Below are 17,677 nucleotides of genomic sequence, written 5' to 3'. Positions count from 1 at the left end.
CCTCGTCGAAGCCGATGACCCAGTCGGTGGCTTGCTTTTCGAATATGACGCGGAACACGTCGGCGCCGTTCTGCTGATCCAGGTGCGAAATGGACTTCAGCGGGCCGAACTGTTGAAGCAGCGGCGCGACCTGTCCCGACTGGGCGCGATCTGTTCGGCCATGTCAGGGGTGAACACCGTGTAGTCGATCTGACCGGCCTGCATGGCGGCGATCACGGCGCGCAAGGCCTCTTCTGAGCGGGCGATGTCAGGCGCGATCGCCGTCGTCGGCGCAGCCGGAGCGGCCTGCGGGCGAGCCGGAGCGGCGTCGCCCTCGAAGGCGTGCGGCAGGGTGGCCGCTGCTGCGCCCGAACCAGTCGCGGGGCCAGTCGCAGGCAGTGCAGGCGCCTGTTGCGCCAGCGCCGGGGCGGCCAGCAGGGTCGCGCCCATCAGGGCGGCGGTCAGAGAAAAGGTCTTCATGCGCAGGCTCCGAAGAAACGTCAGGCGACGATCATCGGCCAAAGCGTCAGCACCAAGGCGGCCGCCGACGCGCATAGGGCGACGGTGACGGCGGCGACCACCCAGGGCCGCGTTCCGGCCTTGTCGATCACCAACGTCTGAGACGGCGGCGGGTTCTGCACTAGGCGCGACAGCGCCTTCAGCGCGGCCACGGCCTCCTCCATCGCTTCCTTGGCCTGGTTCGCCGGCCCCAGCTCGCGGCGGATCCAGCGCTCGACCACCGGCTTGGCGGCCTCCCACAGGTCGTGATCGGGATTGAGGCGGCGCGCCACCCCTCGACCGAGACCATGGTCTTCTGCAGCAGCACCAGTTCGGGACGCATATGCATGTCGAACAGGGCGGTGATCTCGAACAGCTGGCCCAGCAGGCGGCCCATCGACACCTGGCTGGCCTGGCGGCCGATCACCGGCTCGCCCACCGCGCGCAGGGCCTGGGCGAAGGTGTCGACCGAATGGTGGGGCGGGACATAACCGGCCTCGAAGTGGACCCGGCTGATGCGATCGTAGTCGCGGCTGATGAAGCCCCACAGGATCTCGGCAAGGTAGCGGCGCTCGGCCGGTCCCAGCCGCCCGACGATGCCGAAGTCGATGGCCGTCAGTTGCGCGGGCGCGTCGGCGAACAGATTGCCCTCGTGCAGGTCGGCGTGGAAGACGCCGTGATCCAGCGCCTGAACCAGGAAGGCGCGCACCACCTTGTCGGCCAGGGCGTCCTTGTCGAGGCCCAGCAGTTGGACCAGCGCCGGGTCCGTCATCGGCAGGCCGGACGCCCATTCCAGGGTCAGCACCCGCTTGCCCACCCCGTCCCAGACGACGGCGGGCGCGGACATATAGCCGTCCTTGGCCATGACCTCGGCCAGTTCGGAGGCGGCCGCCGCCTCCAGCCGCATGTCCAGCTCCAGCTGCAAGGACTGGGCGATGATCTCGACGAAGGCCCGCGGCTCCAGCCGACGGGCGGGCTCGACGAAGCGGTCGACCAGCTTGGCCCCCAGACGCATGGCGTCCAGCCCCTGAGCCACGCGGCGCTCCACGCCGGGGCGCAAGACCTTGACCGCCACCTTGCGCCCGTCCGCCAGCCAGGCCGGATGCGCCTGCGCCAGCGACGCGGCGCCCATCGGTTCGCTCAGATCAATGAACAGGCTTTCGACCGGACGGCCCAGCGAGCGTTCGATCTCGCGCTTGGCCTCCTCCAGCGGGAAGGGCGGCAGCTTGTCCTTCAGCCGGCCCAGGTCCTGGGCGAACTGCAGGCCGAAGATGTCGGCGCGGGTGGCCAGCACCTGGCCCAGCTTGATGGCGACGGGGCCGAGGTGCTCGAAGGCCTCGCCGACGCGCTGGCCGGGCCGCCCGGCGCGATGCCTGCGGCTGGCGAGCATCTGAATCAGTTGCGCGAAGGGGCGGCCCCAGGCGGGCAGCAGCGGGTTGGCCTCGCGCGGGATCAGGGCGTCATGGCGCGCCAGCACCCAGCCCCAGCGATCATGCGCAGGGCGGCGCCGACCGGATGGCGGACGGGCTGCGCCTCGGGCTTGGGCGGCGGGGCGTTGAAGGTCAGCCGGCTCAGATCGCCCACCCGTGGTGGATGGCGGCGATCCCGCCCGACAGGTTGGTGACGCTGACGCGGCTGAAGCCCGCCTCCTCGATCATCCGCTTGAAGGTCTGCTGATCGGGGAAGCGGCGGATGCTCTCGACCAGATACTGATAGCTGTCGCGGTCCTTGGCGACCAGTTGGCCGATGCGCGGAATGGCGTGGAAGGACCAGGCGTCATAGGCCTTCCTCAGCGCGCCGGTCGTCGGGCGCGAGAACTCCAGGCAGATGAAGCGGCCGCCCGGCTTCAATGCGCGGCGCGCCTCGCGCAACGCCTGCGAAATGTCGGCCACATTGCGGATGCCGAAGCTGATCGAATAGGCGTCCAGACAGGCTTCCGGCAGCGGCAGGTGCATGGCGTCGCCGACGCCCCAGGCCATCTCGGGCTCGCCGCCCTTGGCCACGCCGTTCAGGATCATCTCGGCGTTGTAGTCCATGACGATGACGGTGGCGTCCTCGCCGCCGCGCCGGTCCTGCGCCGCGCGGGCCATCTTGGAATAGCGGCGGGCCATGTCGCCGGTGCCGCCGGCCATGTCCAGCACCACCTCGCCCGGCCGGACGTTCAGCTTGGCCGCCGTGGCGTCCTTCCAGATGCGATGGACGCCCGCGCTCATCAGGTCGTTCATCAGGTCGTAGTTGGAGGCGACGGAGTTGAACACGCCGCGCACCATCTGCACCTTTTCCTTGGCGTCCACGTCGCGGAAGCCGAAGGAGGAGGTCTTGCCGGAAGCGTCGGAGGAGGGATCGGCCTGGGTCATGGATGCGGGTGTAACGCCTCCCGTCGCCGCCGTCATCCGGGGAAGCGCCGCCCGGACATCGCGTCGCGACTTGTCGCATCCCGGGGCGCGCGATACGCCTGAAGAAAATCCAAGGAGACGCCCATGACCGCCGCCCTCGACGTGACCGAAGTTTTGGCCGGCCTGCCCGACTGGCGCCGCGCCGACGATCCGCGCCCGGCCATCGCGCGGACCCTGCGCTTCGCCGATTTCAACGCCGCCTTCGGCTTCATGACCCGCGTCGCCCTGCTGGCCGACAAGGTCGATCACCATCCGGAGTGGTCGAACGTCTACAATCGCGTCGAGGTGCTGCTGACGACCCATGACGCCGACGGGGTGACCGAGCGCGACGTGGCGATGGCCCGCTTCATCGACGAGGCGGTCAAGGGCCTGGTCGAGTAATGGCCCCCGTCACGGACGCGTCGCGGGCAAGGCGGCCCTGATCACCGGCGCCGCTGGCGGGCTGGGCCAGGCGATGGCCCGGATGCTGGTCCGCGAGGGCGCCAACGTCGCGCTTAGCGATCTGGACCTGAACGGCGTCCGCGCCCTGGCCGAGGCGATCAACGCCGACCACCCCGGCATGGCCTTCGCCTATGAACACGACGTCACGCGCGAGGACGACTGGGTCCGCGTCGTCGGCGCGGCGGTGCAGGACATGGGCGGGCTCAACATCCTGGTGAACAACGCCGGGATCGGCGGCCAGCTTTTGTGGGCCGAGCAGGACACGCTGGAGAACTGGCGCAAGGTTCAGGCGATCAACCTGGAATCCGTCATGCTGGGCTGCAAGCACGCCATGGCGCCGCTGCGCGCCTCGGGCGCGGGGTCCATCATCAACATCTCGTCCATAGCGGGGCTGGCGGCGGCGCCGGGCATGGGCGCCTATAACGCCACCAAAGCGGCGGTCTGGCTCTACACCAAGACGGTGGCGCTAGAAGCGGCCAAGGCCGGCTGGAACGTGCGGGCCAACTCGGTGCACCCGGTCTTCATCAAGACGCCGATCCTCGATCCCTTCGTCGCCATGGCGGGCGGGGACGAGGCGAGCGCCCATGAGAGGCTGGCGCGCGGCATCCCGCTGAAGCGCATCGGCGAACCGGACGATGTGGCGTACTGCGTGCTGTATCTCGCGTCAGATGAATCGAAGTTCGTAACCGGCGCCGAGTTCAAGATCGACGGCGGACTGACAGCGCAGTAGGGGCGCGGGCCTATAAACCCGCTCATCCCGGCGGACGCCGGGACCCAGTTCTTTGGCTTCAAGCTGGACATTGGAAACCGCTGTGCGCGGAGTTCTCACTGGGTACCGGCGTCCGCCGGGATGAACGGAAGTCGAAAGCAATGACAAAGGGCGCCGCGGTCTCCCGCAGCGCCCCTCTGTCGTCAGGCTTGAAGCCTCAATTGCCGTAGGCGGGCGGCATGGCCCCTTCGCCGCCGGTGCGATAGCGGTCGCGCAGCAGCAGGTTGCGCGCCTGCAGCGGCTGCTCCACCCCGTCGATCAGCACGGCCGAGGGCTGGCTCAGCGGCTCCAGCGGATCGCCCGACCAGACCACGACGTCGCCCGCCGCGCCGGCCTTCAGCTCGCCGAACTGGCCGTCGAAGCCGAAGATGCGCGCCGGGTTGACCGTGATCGCCTGGATGGCCGCCGCGAAGGGCAGGCCGTGCGAGACGGCGTTGCCGGCGTTGTAGCGGATGTCGCGGGCGCGGTGGGCCGAGCCCTCATTGCCCTTGAGGGCGATGACCACGCCCGCCGCGTTCAGGGCCGCCGCATTCTGCATCCGCGCCGCCCGCATCTCGAAGTTCGAAGGCAGGTTGGTGGTCGGGTGCAGGATGACCGGAACCTTGGCCGCCGCGATCTCATCGGCGACCAGCCAGCCTTCGACGGCGCCGTCCAGGATGATCTTGATCCCTTCCTCGCGCGCCAGACGCAGCACCTGCTGGATGTCCGAGGCGCGGTTGACGGTGACGATCAGCGGCATACGCCCCTCGGCCACCGGGATCAGGGCCTCCATATCGGCGCGCGACAGAGACAGGGCGCGCATGTCGGCCCGCTCATAGGCGGCCTTGTTGCGGGCGTAGGTCCGCACCTCGGCCAGGGTCTCCTTGAACAGGACGAACTCGGCGCCGCGCGCGCCGCCCGCCACCGCCTTGCCGGCCTCGCCGAAGGGCGCGACCATGGCCACGCGCGGCTTCACCAGAATGTCGGCGCCGCCCAGCTTGATGACCGCCGCCTGACCCGCGAACAGGCCCGGCGTCTGGAAGCCGCCCGCCCCGGCGCCGGCGAAGTCGCTGTCGTCATGGCTGTGGCCGCCGCCCGAACCGCCGTGCTGCGGCGTGACGACAGCGCGCGTGACGCCGCCCAGACGCGCCACCGGCAGGGTGAAGGACCACGGGTCCAGCCCATAGGACAGGTCGAAGGCCGCCGTCAGGGTGTTGGCGCGGTTGGCCAGATCGTTGGAGCCGCGCACCGAGCCGACCTCGGTGCCGCCGAGGCCGGAATCCACGGCGACGAAGCCCGGCGTCACCACCTTGCCGCGCGCGTCGATGACCCGCAGACCGGCCGGGGCCGCGCCGGTTCCGACCGAAACGACCTTGCCGTTACGGATGACCACGGTGCCGTTCTCGATCACCGAGGTTCCGGTCAGCACCTGGCCGCCGGTGATGGCGACGTCCTGCGCCAGGGCGGGACCGGTTAGGGCCAGGGCCGCGACAGCGCCCGCGAGGAGAGTTTTGATACGCATGGTTCAACGGGCTCCCTGGGCGACGCCGGCGGCGGACAGGCCGAAGCCGGGCTGACCCAGTTCGAAATCGGACACGGGCTGGAAGGCGGGGTTCTGGCGGTCGAAGGCCAGTCCGCCGTCGATGAAGACCTGATCGGCGCGGGCGTAGATGGAGAAGGGATCCGCGCTCCAGATCACCACGTCGGCGCGCTTGCCGCTTTCCAGAGAGCCCGTCTCCTTGTCGATGCCGATGGACTTGGCCGCATTCAGCGTGATCCAGCTGATGGCGTGCTCTTCGGCGATGTTCATCCCGGCGCGGCGACCGGCCGACAGGGCGGCGGCGGCTTCCTGGTTCAGGCGCTGGATCAGTTCGGCGTCGTCCGAGTGGATGACGGCGCACGAGCCCTGGGGCGCGTCGGTCAGGGCGGCGTTCTCCTCGATGCCGTCCAGAGCCTCCATCTTGAAGCCCCACCAGCCGGTCCACATGGCGGCGCAGACGCCTTCGCGCGCCAGCAGAGGCGCAATCTTGTAGGCCTCGACCGCGTGGTGGAAGGTGGTGATCTTGTAGCCGAACTCCTTGGCCACATCGAGCATGACCGCCATCTCGTCGGCGCGGTAGCAGTGGTTCTGGACCAGAATCGACCCGTCCAGAACGCCCGCCAGGGTTTCAAGCTGCAGGTTGCGGGTCGGAGGCGTGCCCTGGCCCGTCTCGCGCCACTTGTCCCACTTTTCCTTGTAATCCTGCGCCGCGATGAAGGCGGTGCGATAGCCGGCGACATTGCCCATGCCGGTGGCCGGCGACTGGTTGCGCGAGCCATAGACGCGGCTCGGGTTCTCGCCGCAGGCCATCTTCAGGCCGTAGGGGCCCGGGAACTTCATCCCCTGCATGGTCACCGACGGCACGTTGCGCAGCGTCACGCCGCGACCGCCGAACAGGTTGGCCGAGCCGGGCAGGATCTGCACCGTCGTCACACCGCCCGCGCGGGCGGCGTTGAAGCCGGGGTCCTGCGGCCAGATCGAGTGCTCGGACCAGACCTGGGCGGTGTTCGGGTTGGTGGCCTCGTTGCCGTCGCTCATCCCCTGCACGCCGGGCGAGGGATAGACGCCAAGGTGGCTGTGAATATCGATGATGCCGGGCGTGACGAAGCGGCCGCGCGCGTCGACCACCTGGTGGCCCGCCGGGACCGGGGTGTCCGCGCCGCCGACAGCGGCGATGCGGCCGTCGGTGACGACGACGACGCCGCCCTCGATCTTCTGGCCCGCGCCGGTCAGCACCGTGGCGCCGACGATAGCCATGTTCTGGCGCGGCAAGCCGCGATAGGTCGAGGGATAGGGGTCCTGATTGGCCCAGCCGTCCAGACCCGGCGCCATCGTGCGGTCCTTGGAGGCCGACGACGTCGAAGCGGTCTGCGTCTTGGGCGACGCCTCGCCGGTCGTAGCGCAGGCCGAAAGGCTGAGCGCGCCGAGCGCGCAGGTGAGGACAGCGAGGCTTGGACCCCGCAGGCGACTGAACAACATGGGCGAGCCCCCTCGCGCCCGCGAACGGCGGGCAAACAATGGCGCGTATACAATCGCCTGTTTCCGTCAGGGTAAAGCTCTAAAAGCGGTTGCTCGCGGCAAAGTCAGCGAGGCGCTCAATCGGCGGGCAGACGGGCGCGGACCTCCGCGTCGGTCAGGCCGTCGACCTCGATCATCTTCAGCCGCGACTGGCCGCCGCGCGCCAGGGTCACGTCGCGCTTGGGCACGCCCAGCGCCTTGGCCAGGAAGGCGGTCAGGGCGGCGTTGGCCTCGCCCTCGACCGGCTGGGCGCGCACGCGGACCTTCAGCACCGGGCGGCCGTCCGGGTCGACGTCCCAGCCGTCGATGCGATCGGCCGAGGCGCGCGGGGTCAGTTTGACGGGGATGCGGGCGGTCATGGGACGTGTTTGGCCCATTCAAGCGAGAGCGCCAAGCTAACCTTCCCGCTCATCCCGGCGGACGCCGGGATCCAGTGCTTTGCCTCAGGCGCCGCGCAGGCTTGCGGATATCTCCACCGTTGAGCGCGCAGCTCTTACTGGGTCCCGGCGTCCGCCGGGATGAGCGGATATAGAAGGCGGATAAGAAAACGCGCCGGACGATCTCTCGCCCGGCGCGCTTCCAACTCAGCGTGACGACTGCCCTTAGCCCAGAGCGGCCATCAGTTCCGGCACGGCGGTCTTGTAGTCGGCGACCCAGCCGTAGTCGGCGACCTGGAAGATCGGGGCGTCGGCGTCCTTGTTGATGGCGACGATCACCTTGGAGTCCTTCATCCCGGCCAGGTGCTGGATGGCGCCCGAGATGCCGATGGCGATGTAGAGGGCCGGGGCCACCACCTTGCCGGTCTGGCCGACCTGATAGTCGTTGGGCGCGTAGCCCGCGTCGACCGCCGCGCGCGAGGCGCCGACGGCGGCGCCCAGCTTGTCGGCCAGCGGGTCCATGACGGCGTGGAACTCTTCGGCCGAGCCCAGGGCGCGGCCGCCCGAGACGACGATCTTGGCGGCGCCCAGTTCGGGGCGGTCCGACTTGACCATCTCTTCCGAGACGAAGGCGGTCTTGGGCGCTTCGCCGGCGGCGACGCTCTCGACCGCGGCCGAGCCGCCTTCAGCGGCGGCGGCGAAGGCCGTGGGGCGCACGGTGATGACCTTCTTGGCGTCGGCCGACTGGATCGTCTCCAGCGCGTTGCCCGCGTAGATCGGCCTGATGAAGGTGTCGCCCGAGACGACCTCGACGATGTCCGAGATTGGGGCGACGTCCAGCTTGGCGGCGAGGCGCGGGGCGTAATTCTTGCCGTCCGTAGTGGCGGGGGCCAGAACGGCGTCATAGTTCCCAGCCAGCGGCAGGACGGTGGCTTCGACCGCTTCGGCCAGACCATGAGCGACGGCGTCGCCCTCGGCCAGCAGGACCTTGCGGACGCCCGAAATCTTGGCGGCGGCGTCCGCGACGCCCTTGGCGTCCTTGCCCAGCACCAGAACGTCGACGTCCGACGACAGCGCCAGGGCGGCCGTCACGGTCTTGTGGGTGGTGTCGCGAACGGCCGAGCCGTCGTGGTCGGCGATGACGAGAACGGCCATTACAGAACCCCTGCGTCTTTGAGCTTGGAAACCAGTTCGGCCGCATCGGCGACCTTAACGCCCGCCGAACGCTTCGGCGGTTCCGTCACCTTGAGCACCTTCAGGCGGTCGGCCGTGTCGACGCCGTAATCGGCGACCGCCTTCACGGCGATCTCCTTCTTCTTGGCCTTCATGATGTTGGGCAGCGACGCATAGCGCGGCGTGTTCAGGCGCAGGTCGACCGACACGACGGCGGGCAGTTCGGCCGCAACCGTCTGCAGGCCGCCGTCGACTTCACGCGTCACCACAGCCTTGCCGCCCTCGATCATCAGCTTGCCGGCGAAGGTGGCCTGCGGCCAGTCCAACAGGGCGGCCAGCATCTGGCCGACCGCATTGTTGTCGCCGTCGATCGACTGCTTGCCCAGCAGGACCAGATCCGGCTTCTCCTCCTCGACCACCGCCTTCAGCACCTTGGCGACGGCCAGCGGCTCCAGGTCCGTGTCCGACTGCACCAGAACGCCGCGATCGGCGCCCATGGCCAGGGCCGTGCGGATGGTTTCCTGAGCCTGGGTCACGCCGATGGAGACGACGACGATCTCCGTCGCCGTGCCCGCCGCGTGGTGTTCCTTGCCTTCCTTCAGACGCACCGCCTCTTCGACGGCGATTTCGTCGAAGGGGTTCATGCTCATCTTGACGTTGGCCAGATCGACGCCGGTCTGATCCGCCTTGACGCGGGCCTTGACGTTATAGTCGATCACCCGTTTCACCGGGACGAGTACCTTCATGAGCCTATCCACTTGGTCATCGAAATGTCGGTCGAGGGATTGGACCGACGAGGCCGACCTGTCAACGTAACGCTACGTGAAGTGCGGTGGTGTCGCGGCCGCATTTTTGATTTATTGAGACCGGCATGAAACGCTTCCTGACGATCCGTCGCCTCAGCTTTATCTTCTTCAGCCTGTTTGCTGTGACGCTGGCGGGGGTGTTCATCCTGCAGCGTTTCTGGGTCGATCCGGGCGATCGCTGTACGGCCAAGGGCTATTGGTACGACTTGGAGACGCGCATCTGCGCCCAGCCCGTCTACATCCCCGACATCACCAAACGGCCGGAGGGCATGTCGCGCGCTGAAGCCTCGGCCGAGGCCAACCGCGACCTGGTCAAGCTGGAAGACCAGATCGCCGCCGACAAACGCGCCCGCGCCGCCGCCACCGAAGCCGAGCGCGAACGGGTCAAGGCGCTTCAGGGGCGCTAAGGCCTGCGGCTTTTCAGTCTGTGCTCAGCCTCAGCGCGTCGCGCCGGGCGCCACAGCACGTCGCCCGCGCCGTTGGCGTTGGCGCGGCGGGCGGCGACGAAGAGGTGGTCCGACAGGCGGTTCAGATAGCGGACCGCCTCGGGGTTCACCGTCTCGCCGCTTTCCACCAGGCGCACGGCGTCGCGCTCGGCCCGACGGCACACGGTGCGCGCCAGATGCAGATGCGCCGACAGCGGCGAACCGCCTGACAGGATGAAGCTGTCCAGCGGCTTGAGACAGCCGTTCATCCAGTCGATCTCGCTTTCCAGACGCTCGACCTGAGAGGCGATGATGCGCAGGGCCTCCCACTTGGGCGCAGGCTCCAGCGGGGTGGCCAGGTCGGCGCCCAGGTCAAACAGCTCGTTCTGGATGCGGCCCAGCATGGCGTCGATGCGGTCGTTCTGGCCGCTGTTCAGGCGCGCCACGCCGATGACGGCGTTGAGTTCGTCCACCGTCCCATAGGCCTCGACCCGCAGATCAGTCTTGGACACCGGCGCGCCCGAGGCCAGTCGCGTCTGACCGGCGTCGCCGGTGCGGGTGTAAATCTTGTTCAGCGTCACCATGGCGCGCCCTCCCCTGTTTTCGTCGGCGCCGGCCTCAGCCCGCGTGCGTGCGTTTCAGCCACATTCCGATCATCAGCAGCAGCACCGCCACCGCCTGCAGGGCCACGCGCCACCGCATCAGCTTGTTGGACCGGACGCCGGCGCCCTCGCCCCCGCGCTGCAGGTTGTACAGGCCCAGGCCAAGGGTGATCGCGACGGCGGCCACGGCGATGAGGATCAGGATGTCGATGATGTCCATGACCGCCTCTTTAGGCCCACCCGCATTGGCGCGCCAGTCGGGTCCGAAACAAGCGCAAATGCGACCTATTCGCACACCCCGGTTGCCAGACAGATGCGAACGCTGTTGAGAAGCGTTCTCATTTCTTAAGGCCCTTCCCACCATGTCCTGCTTCCGCATCTCCCGCTGCTCGTCCCTGCTGACCGCCGCCGCCCTGATGACCGTCGCGGGTCCCGCGCCGGCCCTGGCCAGGGACAGCGGCGACGGGATGGATCAGGCGCACAAGGTCGCCGATGTCGTCGTCACCGCATCCGGCTTCGAACAGAGGATCACTCAGGCGCCCGCTTCGATCAGCGTGCTGCCGCGCCAGGAGATCGAAGAGATTCGCGCAACATCGATCGCCGAAATCCTCAACAACATCGAGGGCGTGGACACCGGCTCGGGCGTCGGCAAGTCGGGCGGCCAGACCATCAACATCCGCGGCATGGGCCCGGACTACACCCTGATCCTGATCGACGGCCGCCGCCAGAACACCGCCGGCAGCGTCACGCCCAACGGCTTCAACGAAACCGCCAACAGCTTCCTGCCGCCGGTGTCGGCCATCGAGCGGGTCGAGGTGGTGCGCGGGCCGGTCGCCACCCTCTATGGTTCCGACGCCATGGGCGGCGTCATCAATCTGATCACCCGCAAGGTCGGGCAGGTTTGGACCGGCTCGGCCTCGGCCAACTATACGCTGCAGGGCGACAGCGAGTTCGGCGACTTCTGGGGTGTGAACGGCTACGCCTCGGGTCCGCTGATCGCCGACCGCCTCGGCCTGGCCTTGCGCGGCTCCTGGGCCGAGCGCGAGCAGTCCAACCTGAAGTACCGCGACGTGAACGGCGACGAGGTCGAGGTCGCCGGCTTCGGCCGCAGCGCCACCGCCTATGAGATCTGGACCTTGGGCGCCCGCCTCAGCCTGACGCCGAACACAGACCACGACCTGTGGCTGGACGTCGACGCCGCCAGCCAGTGGTACGACAACGCCAGGGGTCAGATGGGGACCAACACCGTCGCCGGCGGCTACAAGGACTTCCTGGAGTTCAACCGCGAGCAATACCTGCTGGCCCACAACTGGCGCTTCAGCTTCGGCACGCTGGAATCCACCCTGTCGCACAACAAGACCGAGACGCTGGGCCGTCTGATCCCGCGCGGCGTTTCCGGCGCCGGCGGCGACCGCACGCTGGAGACGACGACCACCCTGTTCGACACCAAGCTGAACAGCCAGTGGCGCAACCACACCTTCACCGTCGGCGGTCAATATATGGACGCTGAAATGACCGACGGCGTGGCCAGCGGCAATTTCGTCTTCGAGCAGTGGGCCCTGTTCGCCGAGGACGAATGGCGGCTGCGCGATGATCTGGCCCTGACCGTCGGCCTTCGTTACGACGACCACTCCAGCTTCGGCGACCACGTCAGCCCGCGCGCGTATCTGGTGTGGAACGCCAATGAGCAGTGGACGCTGAAGGGCGGCGTCAGCGGCGGCTACAAGACCCCGCGCCTGGAGCAGCTGACCCCCGGCATCAACGGGTTCGGCCGCCAGGGCGCCCTGCCGTTGATCGGCAGCCCGGGACTGAAGCCCGAGACCAGCACCGCCTATGAGTTCGGCGTCTATTTCGACAACGCCTCGACCTTCCGCGCCAACGCCACGATCTTCCGCAACGACTTCGAGGACAAGATCGCCTCGGGCCAACCGATCGCCAACTGCACCTTCGGCCTGACCCAGGCCCAGTATGACGCCGGGACCTATTCCAAGACGGGCTGCGCCGACGTGGGCTTTTGGTCCGCCATCAAGGAGTTCGGCCAGAGCGTCAACATCGACGAGGCCGTGACCCAGGGGCTGGAAGTCGCCGCCCGCTGGCGCTTCGCTGAAGCCTGGAGCCTGCACGGCAACTACACCTACACCGACAGCGAGCAGAAGTCCGGCGCCCGGGCGGGCCAGCGCCTGACCGACACGCCCGAACACATGGTCAACGCCCAGCTGCGCTGGCGGCCCACCGACCGCCTGTCGACCTGGGTGCGCGGCGAATACCGCTCCGAGCGCTGGCGCGGCGAAGGCGCCGCCCGCGACGCCCTGGGCGACTTCAAGGCCTATGAGCTGTTCCACATCGGCGGCTCGTACGAAGTCAACGACCGGGTGACGCTGAATGCGGCGGTCTACAACCTGTTCGACAAGGACTTCGTGCGCCTGGCTCCCTATGGGACGCCGGTCGCCTATTCGCCGGAATACGCCAACAATCAGGAACCGCGCCGCCTCTGGGTATCGGTGACGACGACCTTCTAAACCCGCTTCAGTTTCCTCCCCGACTGACCGGGCCGCCTCCTGCGGGAAGCGGCCCGTTTTTTTGACGTCTGCAAACTAAGCCGTTGGTCACCTTTGGCGAGCACAATGGCGGCATGACCGATCGCGCCATCCGCAATCTCGAACACCTGCGCCGCACCGCCTCGACGGCGCGGGTGCTGAACCTGCTCAAGGTCTACGACGAACACGGCGACACCGAGAACTGGGCCGAGCGGCCGATGTTCCGCACGCCTGCGCTGAACCGCGCCCTGATCATCAAGCACCGCCTGCGCCGCAACGAGACGGACGCCTTCCCCGGCCGGCGGCAGGTGGCGACCAAGATCGTGGTGCCGATCGACAGCACCGACCTGAAGACCGGCGGCCGCTTCATCTTCGTCAATCAGATCGGCTTTGAACGCGCCATGCATGAAGCGTTCGGCGTCGACGCCGATCATCCGGACCTGAAGACCCTGCGGCTGATGGACCGGCTGCCTTCGCTGGACCCCTTCCTGCTGCGCGAGCAACTGAGACGCGGCAATGTCGACGCCGCGCCCTGCTACTTCGCCCTCAGCGACGCCGACCTGGAGCGGATGCTGGAGTTCGTCCAACTCGAAATCGAGCCCCTGGTGACCCTCAGCATCGGCGACGGGGTCGTGGCCGCCGGCTCGACCGCCCGCATGGCCGCGAAGATCCTGTCCAACGCGCCCGGCGACCGGCTGGAGGCCCTGCGCCTGACGCTGAAGCTGGAGCCTGAGCAGTATCAGGAGGGCGTCTTCTGCTGGAAGGGCTTCCTCTATTACAAATGGGCGCTCAGCAGCCTGATGGCCGACATCGTCAATGTCGCCGACGAGGTAGTGACGGTGCAGCCCGTCGGCCCCAGCGACCGGGCCGCCGCCGAATATATTCAACGCGGACGCGGCGTCCTGCGCGCGCGCATCATGAAGACCTGCGACGAGGTCAGCCGGACGCTGCGCTATTACGACGACGCCTATGCGGCCCTGACGCGCGAGGGCAATCCGGTGGCGTTCCGCGACTTTCTTCTGGAGGCGCCGGCCCTGTTCACCCGGCTGGGGGATCAGCTGGGCGCGGTGCAGCACATCGTCAGCTTCTGGCGCTTCCGTTTCAACCCCAAGGCGCCGCCGGTCGGGGTGGACGAGCTGATCGACATCTTCATGGACTTCGAGACCGGCCTGATGGGCCGCGGGCCGGACGAGTTCGACCCGCGCGACATCGCGGCGTGAACTGAGCGCCGCTTTCCTCCCCATGAAATGGGGAGGGGGACCCCGAAGGGGTGGAGGGGCTTGAACAGCGGGACGGAAAAGAAGGCCGAGGCGAAACCAAGCGGCCCCTCCGTCTCGTCGGCTACGCCGCCGATCCACCTCCCCATTGCATGGGGAGGAAAGAAAACCCCGCGCTGTCGCCAGCGCGGGGTTCTATCGTCCCAGACCTTCCGCAGGCCTTAGTAGCGGTAGTGTTCCGGCTTGAACGGGCCTTGGACCGGCACGTTGATGTAGTCGGCCTGGTCCTGGTTCAGCGTCGTCAGCTTGGCGCCCAGCTTGGCCAGGTGCAGGAAGGCGACCTTCTCGTCCAGGTGCTTGGGCAGGGTGTAGACCTTGTTCTCGTACTTGGCGGCGTTGGTCCACAGTTCGATCTGGGCCAGGGTCTGATTGGTGAAGGACGCCGACATCACGAACGACGGGTGGCCCGTGGCGTTGCCCAGGTTCACCAGACGGCCTTCCGACAGCAGGATGATCTTCTTACCGTCTGGGAACTCGACGTGGTGGACCTGATCCTTGATCTTGTCCCACTTGAAGTTCTTCAGGCCCGCGACCTGAATTTCGCTGTCGAAGTGGCCGATGTTGCAGACGATGGCGTTGTTGCGCATGGCGCGCATGTGCTCGACGCGGATGACATCCTTGTTGCCCGTCGTCGTGACGAAGATGTCGGCCTTGTCGGCGACGTCTTCCAGAGTCTGGACCTCATAACCTTCCATCGCCGCCTGCAGGGCGCAGATCGGGTCGATTTCGGTGACGATCACGCGGGCGCCGCCGTTGCGCAGAGAAGCGGCCGAGCCCTTGCCCACGTCGCCGTAGCCGCAGACCACCGCCACCTTGCCCGACAGCATGACGTCGGTGCCGCGACGGATGGCGTCGACCAGGGATTCACGGCAGCCGTACAGGTTGTCGAACTTCGACTTGGTGACGCTGTCGTTGACGTTGATGGCGGGGAAGGGCAACTCGCCGCGCTCGGCCATCTGATACAGGCGGTGGACGCCCGTGGTGGTCTCTTCCGACACGCCGCCGATGGCGTCGCGGATGGCCGAGTAGAAGCCCGGCTTCTCCTTCAGATAGCGCTTCATGACCGAGAAGAGGGCTTCCTCTTCCTCGTTCTGCGGATTGTCGAGGACCGACGCGTCCTTCTCGGCCTTCGGACCCAGCACGCACAGCAGGGTGGCGTCGCCGCCGTCGTCCAGGATCAGGTTCGGATAGCCGCCGTCGGCCCATTCAAAGATCTTGTGGGCGTATTCCCAGTATTCGACCAGGTTCTCGCCCTTGAAGGCGAAGACCGGCGTGCCCGACGCGGCGATGGCGGCGGCGGCGTGGTCCTGGGTCGAGAAGATGTTGCACGAGGCCCAGCGCACTTCCGCGCCCAGGGCTTCCAGCGTCTGGATCAGCACGGCCGTCTGGATGGTCATGTGCAGGGAGCCGGCGATGCGGGCGCCCTTCAGCGGCTGGGACGCGCCGTATTCGTCGCGCAGCGCCATCAGGCCCGGCATCTCGGTTTCGGCGATGGCGATTTCCTTGTTGCCGAAATCGGCCAGGGAGATGTCGCGGACGATGTAGTCGGTCATGCTGGAATGTCTTTCGGCCACTATCAGGGGATTGTCGCCGCTATAGCGCGACGCGGCGGGTGGAGCAATCAAGACATAAGGATGTCTTTATATGAATCGGGCCAGGGCGCTGACCACCTCGGCCTCCCACAGCGATTTGAGCCCGCTCATTAAGGGAATCTACGCATCCCCGGCTTAACCCGGCCAATACCCTCTTGATGACAAGGGGTATTAAGGGCTCTCCCCGCCCTGCCGTTGCAGTGAGTATTGCGTCATGGCTTCCCACGAGATCGACCGCCGCATGAACTTCATGGGTCTGGGTCGGCCGTCCGCCGGTTACAGCGCCGTTTCCGGCGTGCTGCGCAAGAACGCGCCTCTGGCCCTGGCCGCCTTCTACGACAAGGTGCGCGCCGAGCCTGAGATGCGCCGCTTCTTCCGCGACGAAGGCCACATCAGCGCCGCCAGCAACGCCCAGCAACGCCACTGGGACGCCATCATCGACGGCCGGGCCGACGAGGACTACGCCGCCTCGGTGCGCACCATCGGCCGGGTTCACGCCCGCATCGGTCTGGAGCCCCGCTGGTACATCGGCGGCTACAGCGTGATCCTGGCCCACCTGACCCGCGCCATCGTCGAGCGGCCGAAAAAGCTGTTCGCCAATCGCCGCGAACATGACCGCATCACCGCCGAGGCCGTCGCCGAACTGACCCAGCGGGTCATGCTGGACATGGACCTGGCCATCTCCATCTATCTGGACGCCCTGCAGGAAGAGCGCGACCGCGTTCAGGCCGAACATGACGCCGCCGAGGCGCGACAGGCCGAGGTGGTGCGGGCGCTGGGCGCCGCCCTGCACAGCCTGGCCGACAACGACCTGTCGGTGACCATCCCCCAAACCTTCCCCGAGCAGTATCGCTCGCTGCAGAACGACTTCCACGCCGCGACCCGCGCCCTGCGCACCGCCGTGCGCGCCGTGGCCGACAGCGTCGAGAGCCTGAGCGCCGGCTCCAGCCAACTGGCCGTCGCCTCCGAGGATCTGGCCAGCCGCACCGAGCGTCAGGCCGCCAATCTGGAGCGGACCGTCAACGAAGCCGACGCCATCGCCCGCGAAGTGGCCGCCACCGCCGACGGCGCGCGCCAGACCGCGGAGGCCCTGGCCGCCGCCCGCGCCGATGTCGAACACACGACGCAGGTGGTCGGCGACGCGGTGTCCGCCATCCACGCCATCGCTGAATCCTCGGCCGAGATCGCCCGCTTCACCAGCCTGATCGACGAGATCGCCTTCCAGACCAATCTGCTGGCGCTGAACGCCGGGGTCGAGGCCGCCCGCGCGGGCGACGCCGGCCGCGGCTTCGCCGTGGTGGCCCAGGAAGTGCGCGCCCTGGCCCAGCGCTCGTCCGAAGCCTCGGGCGAGATCCGCACCCTGATCTCCACCTCCTCGGCACAGGTGGCGCGCGGGGTCGATCTGGTCGAGCGCACCGGCGCGGCGCTGGAGCGCATCGGCGCCAAGGTCACCGCCGTCGACGGCCTGGCGGGCGGCATCGCCGGCTCGGCTCAGGAACAGGCGGAAGGCCTGGCCCGCGTCCGCCGCGCCATGGGCGAGATGGACGACATCACCCAGCAGAACGCCGCCATGACCGAGGAGGCCACCGCCGCCGCCCGCCAGCTGGCCAATGAGGCTGTCAGCCTGAACCAACAGGTCGGCCGCTTCCGCCTGGACCGTCCGGTCGCCAGCGCGGCGGGGCCGCGCCTGGTCGCCTGACGGGCGCCTCGCGCAACATCGTGCGGCCAAGACAGGCTTGGCGGATCGGCCGCAAGTCGTCTAAGCCGT

16 protein-coding genes and 1 pseudogene are annotated in these 17,677 nt (G+C 67.9%); 6 read left to right on the top strand and 11 right to left on the bottom strand.

From position 1 onward, the window contains the following. Positions 1-96: 96 nt before the first annotated feature. The 3 genes and pseudogenes from V8F63_RS06320 to V8F63_RS06310 form a co-directional block, all read right to left on the bottom strand. Positions 97-459 (bottom strand): hypothetical protein, encoded by a 363-nt coding sequence (locus tag V8F63_RS06320; RefSeq protein WP_392354805.1) that lies wholly within the window; start codon positions 457-459, stop codon positions 97-99. Between the two features lie 20 nt (positions 460-479). After that, positions 480-2,061: pseudogene (ubiB, locus tag V8F63_RS06315) on the bottom strand (2-polyprenylphenol 6-hydroxylase). Next, positions 2,049-2,834: a class I SAM-dependent methyltransferase gene (locus V8F63_RS06310; RefSeq protein WP_392354804.1), complete on the bottom strand. Its 786-nt coding sequence runs from the start codon at positions 2,832-2,834 to the stop codon at positions 2,049-2,051. Before V8F63_RS06310 ends, ubiB begins: the two are co-directional and overlap by 13 nt. A gap of 123 nt (positions 2,835-2,957) precedes the next feature. Here V8F63_RS06310 and V8F63_RS06305 point away from each other — a divergent pair, with 123 nt between their 5' ends. After that, positions 2,958-3,254 (top strand): 4a-hydroxytetrahydrobiopterin dehydratase, encoded by a 297-nt coding sequence (locus V8F63_RS06305; protein ID WP_024355112.1) that lies wholly within the window; start codon positions 2,958-2,960, stop codon positions 3,252-3,254. 37 nt (positions 3,255-3,291) lie between these two features. Continuing rightward, the gene (locus V8F63_RS06300) at positions 3,292-4,044 is read left to right on the top strand and encodes a glucose 1-dehydrogenase (protein ID WP_392355050.1); all 753 of its coding nucleotides are present in this window, start codon (positions 3,292-3,294) and stop codon (positions 4,042-4,044) included. A gap of 196 nt (positions 4,045-4,240) precedes the next feature. Here V8F63_RS06300 and V8F63_RS06295 read toward each other — a convergent pair whose 3' ends face one another. From V8F63_RS06295 to V8F63_RS06275, 5 genes are all read right to left on the bottom strand, one after another. After that, positions 4,241-5,584, bottom strand: coding sequence for an amidohydrolase family protein (locus V8F63_RS06295; protein WP_303705487.1), 1,344 nt, complete (start codon positions 5,582-5,584; stop codon positions 4,241-4,243). 3 nt (positions 5,585-5,587) lie between these two features. Further along, positions 5,588-7,081 (bottom strand): amidohydrolase, encoded by a 1,494-nt coding sequence (locus V8F63_RS06290; RefSeq protein ID WP_392354803.1) that lies wholly within the window; start codon positions 7,079-7,081, stop codon positions 5,588-5,590. 116 nt (positions 7,082-7,197) lie between these two features. Beyond that, positions 7,198-7,479 (bottom strand): DUF167 domain-containing protein, encoded by a 282-nt coding sequence (locus V8F63_RS06285; RefSeq protein ID WP_227157864.1) that lies wholly within the window; start codon positions 7,477-7,479, stop codon positions 7,198-7,200. A gap of 243 nt (positions 7,480-7,722) precedes the next feature. Then, positions 7,723-8,652, bottom strand: a complete 930-nt coding sequence (locus V8F63_RS06280; protein ID WP_227157865.1) for an electron transfer flavoprotein subunit alpha/FixB family protein — start codon at positions 8,650-8,652, stop codon at positions 7,723-7,725. Beyond that, complete coding sequence (locus V8F63_RS06275) at positions 8,652-9,416, bottom strand: electron transfer flavoprotein subunit beta/FixA family protein (protein ID WP_313634110.1); 765 nt, start codon at positions 9,414-9,416, stop codon at positions 8,652-8,654. Before V8F63_RS06275 ends, V8F63_RS06280 begins: the two co-directional genes overlap by 1 nt. A gap of 125 nt (positions 9,417-9,541) precedes the next feature. Here V8F63_RS06275 and V8F63_RS06270 point away from each other — a divergent pair, with 125 nt between their 5' ends. Then, a complete protein-coding gene (locus tag V8F63_RS06270; RefSeq protein WP_025976100.1) occupies positions 9,542-9,883 on the top strand; it encodes a hypothetical protein in 342 nt (113 codons plus the stop codon). On the opposite strand, the gene V8F63_RS06265 is transcribed toward V8F63_RS06270, so the two are convergent. Together V8F63_RS06265 and V8F63_RS06260 are read right to left on the bottom strand one after the other, a co-directional pair. Continuing rightward, positions 9,880-10,485, bottom strand: a complete 606-nt coding sequence (locus tag V8F63_RS06265) for a cob(I)yrinic acid a,c-diamide adenosyltransferase (RefSeq protein WP_392354802.1) — start codon at positions 10,483-10,485, stop codon at positions 9,880-9,882. The genes V8F63_RS06270 and V8F63_RS06265 overlap by 4 nt on opposite strands. Before the next feature lie 34 nt (positions 10,486-10,519). After that, the gene (locus V8F63_RS06260; RefSeq protein WP_025976098.1) at positions 10,520-10,723 is read right to left on the bottom strand and encodes a twin transmembrane helix small protein; all 204 of its coding nucleotides are present in this window, start codon (positions 10,721-10,723) and stop codon (positions 10,520-10,522) included. A 142-nt stretch (positions 10,724-10,865) separates the two neighbouring features. On the opposite strand from V8F63_RS06260, the gene V8F63_RS06255 reads away from it, so the two are divergent. Both V8F63_RS06255 and V8F63_RS06250 read left to right on the top strand, forming a co-directional pair. Further along, the gene (locus V8F63_RS06255; RefSeq protein WP_392354801.1) at positions 10,866-13,022 is read left to right on the top strand and encodes a TonB-dependent receptor; all 2,157 of its coding nucleotides are present in this window, start codon (positions 10,866-10,868) and stop codon (positions 13,020-13,022) included. A gap of 113 nt (positions 13,023-13,135) precedes the next feature. After that, positions 13,136-14,260 carry a hypothetical protein gene (locus tag V8F63_RS06250; RefSeq protein ID WP_392354800.1) on the top strand — a complete coding sequence of 375 codons (1,125 nt, stop codon included), beginning with the start codon at positions 13,136-13,138 and terminating at the stop codon, positions 14,258-14,260. Positions 14,261-14,478: 218 nt separating this feature from the next. On the opposite strand, the gene ahcY is transcribed toward V8F63_RS06250, so the two are convergent. Then, positions 14,479-15,870 carry an adenosylhomocysteinase gene (gene ahcY / locus V8F63_RS06245; protein ID WP_313634112.1) on the bottom strand — a complete coding sequence of 464 codons (1,392 nt, stop codon included), beginning with the start codon at positions 15,868-15,870 and terminating at the stop codon, positions 14,479-14,481. A 253-nt stretch (positions 15,871-16,123) separates the two neighbouring features. Between ahcY and V8F63_RS06240 the strand changes: the two genes are divergently transcribed. Continuing rightward, a complete protein-coding gene (locus V8F63_RS06240; RefSeq protein WP_025976094.1) occupies positions 16,124-17,608 on the top strand; it encodes a globin-coupled sensor protein in 1,485 nt (494 codons plus the stop codon). Positions 17,609-17,677 lie beyond the last annotated feature (69 nt).

Origin of the sequence: Brevundimonas sp. LF-1, assembly GCF_037055305.1 — a bacterium.
Taxonomy (GTDB): domain Bacteria; phylum Pseudomonadota; class Alphaproteobacteria; order Caulobacterales; family Caulobacteraceae; genus Brevundimonas; species Brevundimonas sanguinis.
This window is presented reverse-complemented; position numbering and strand designations above follow the sequence as displayed.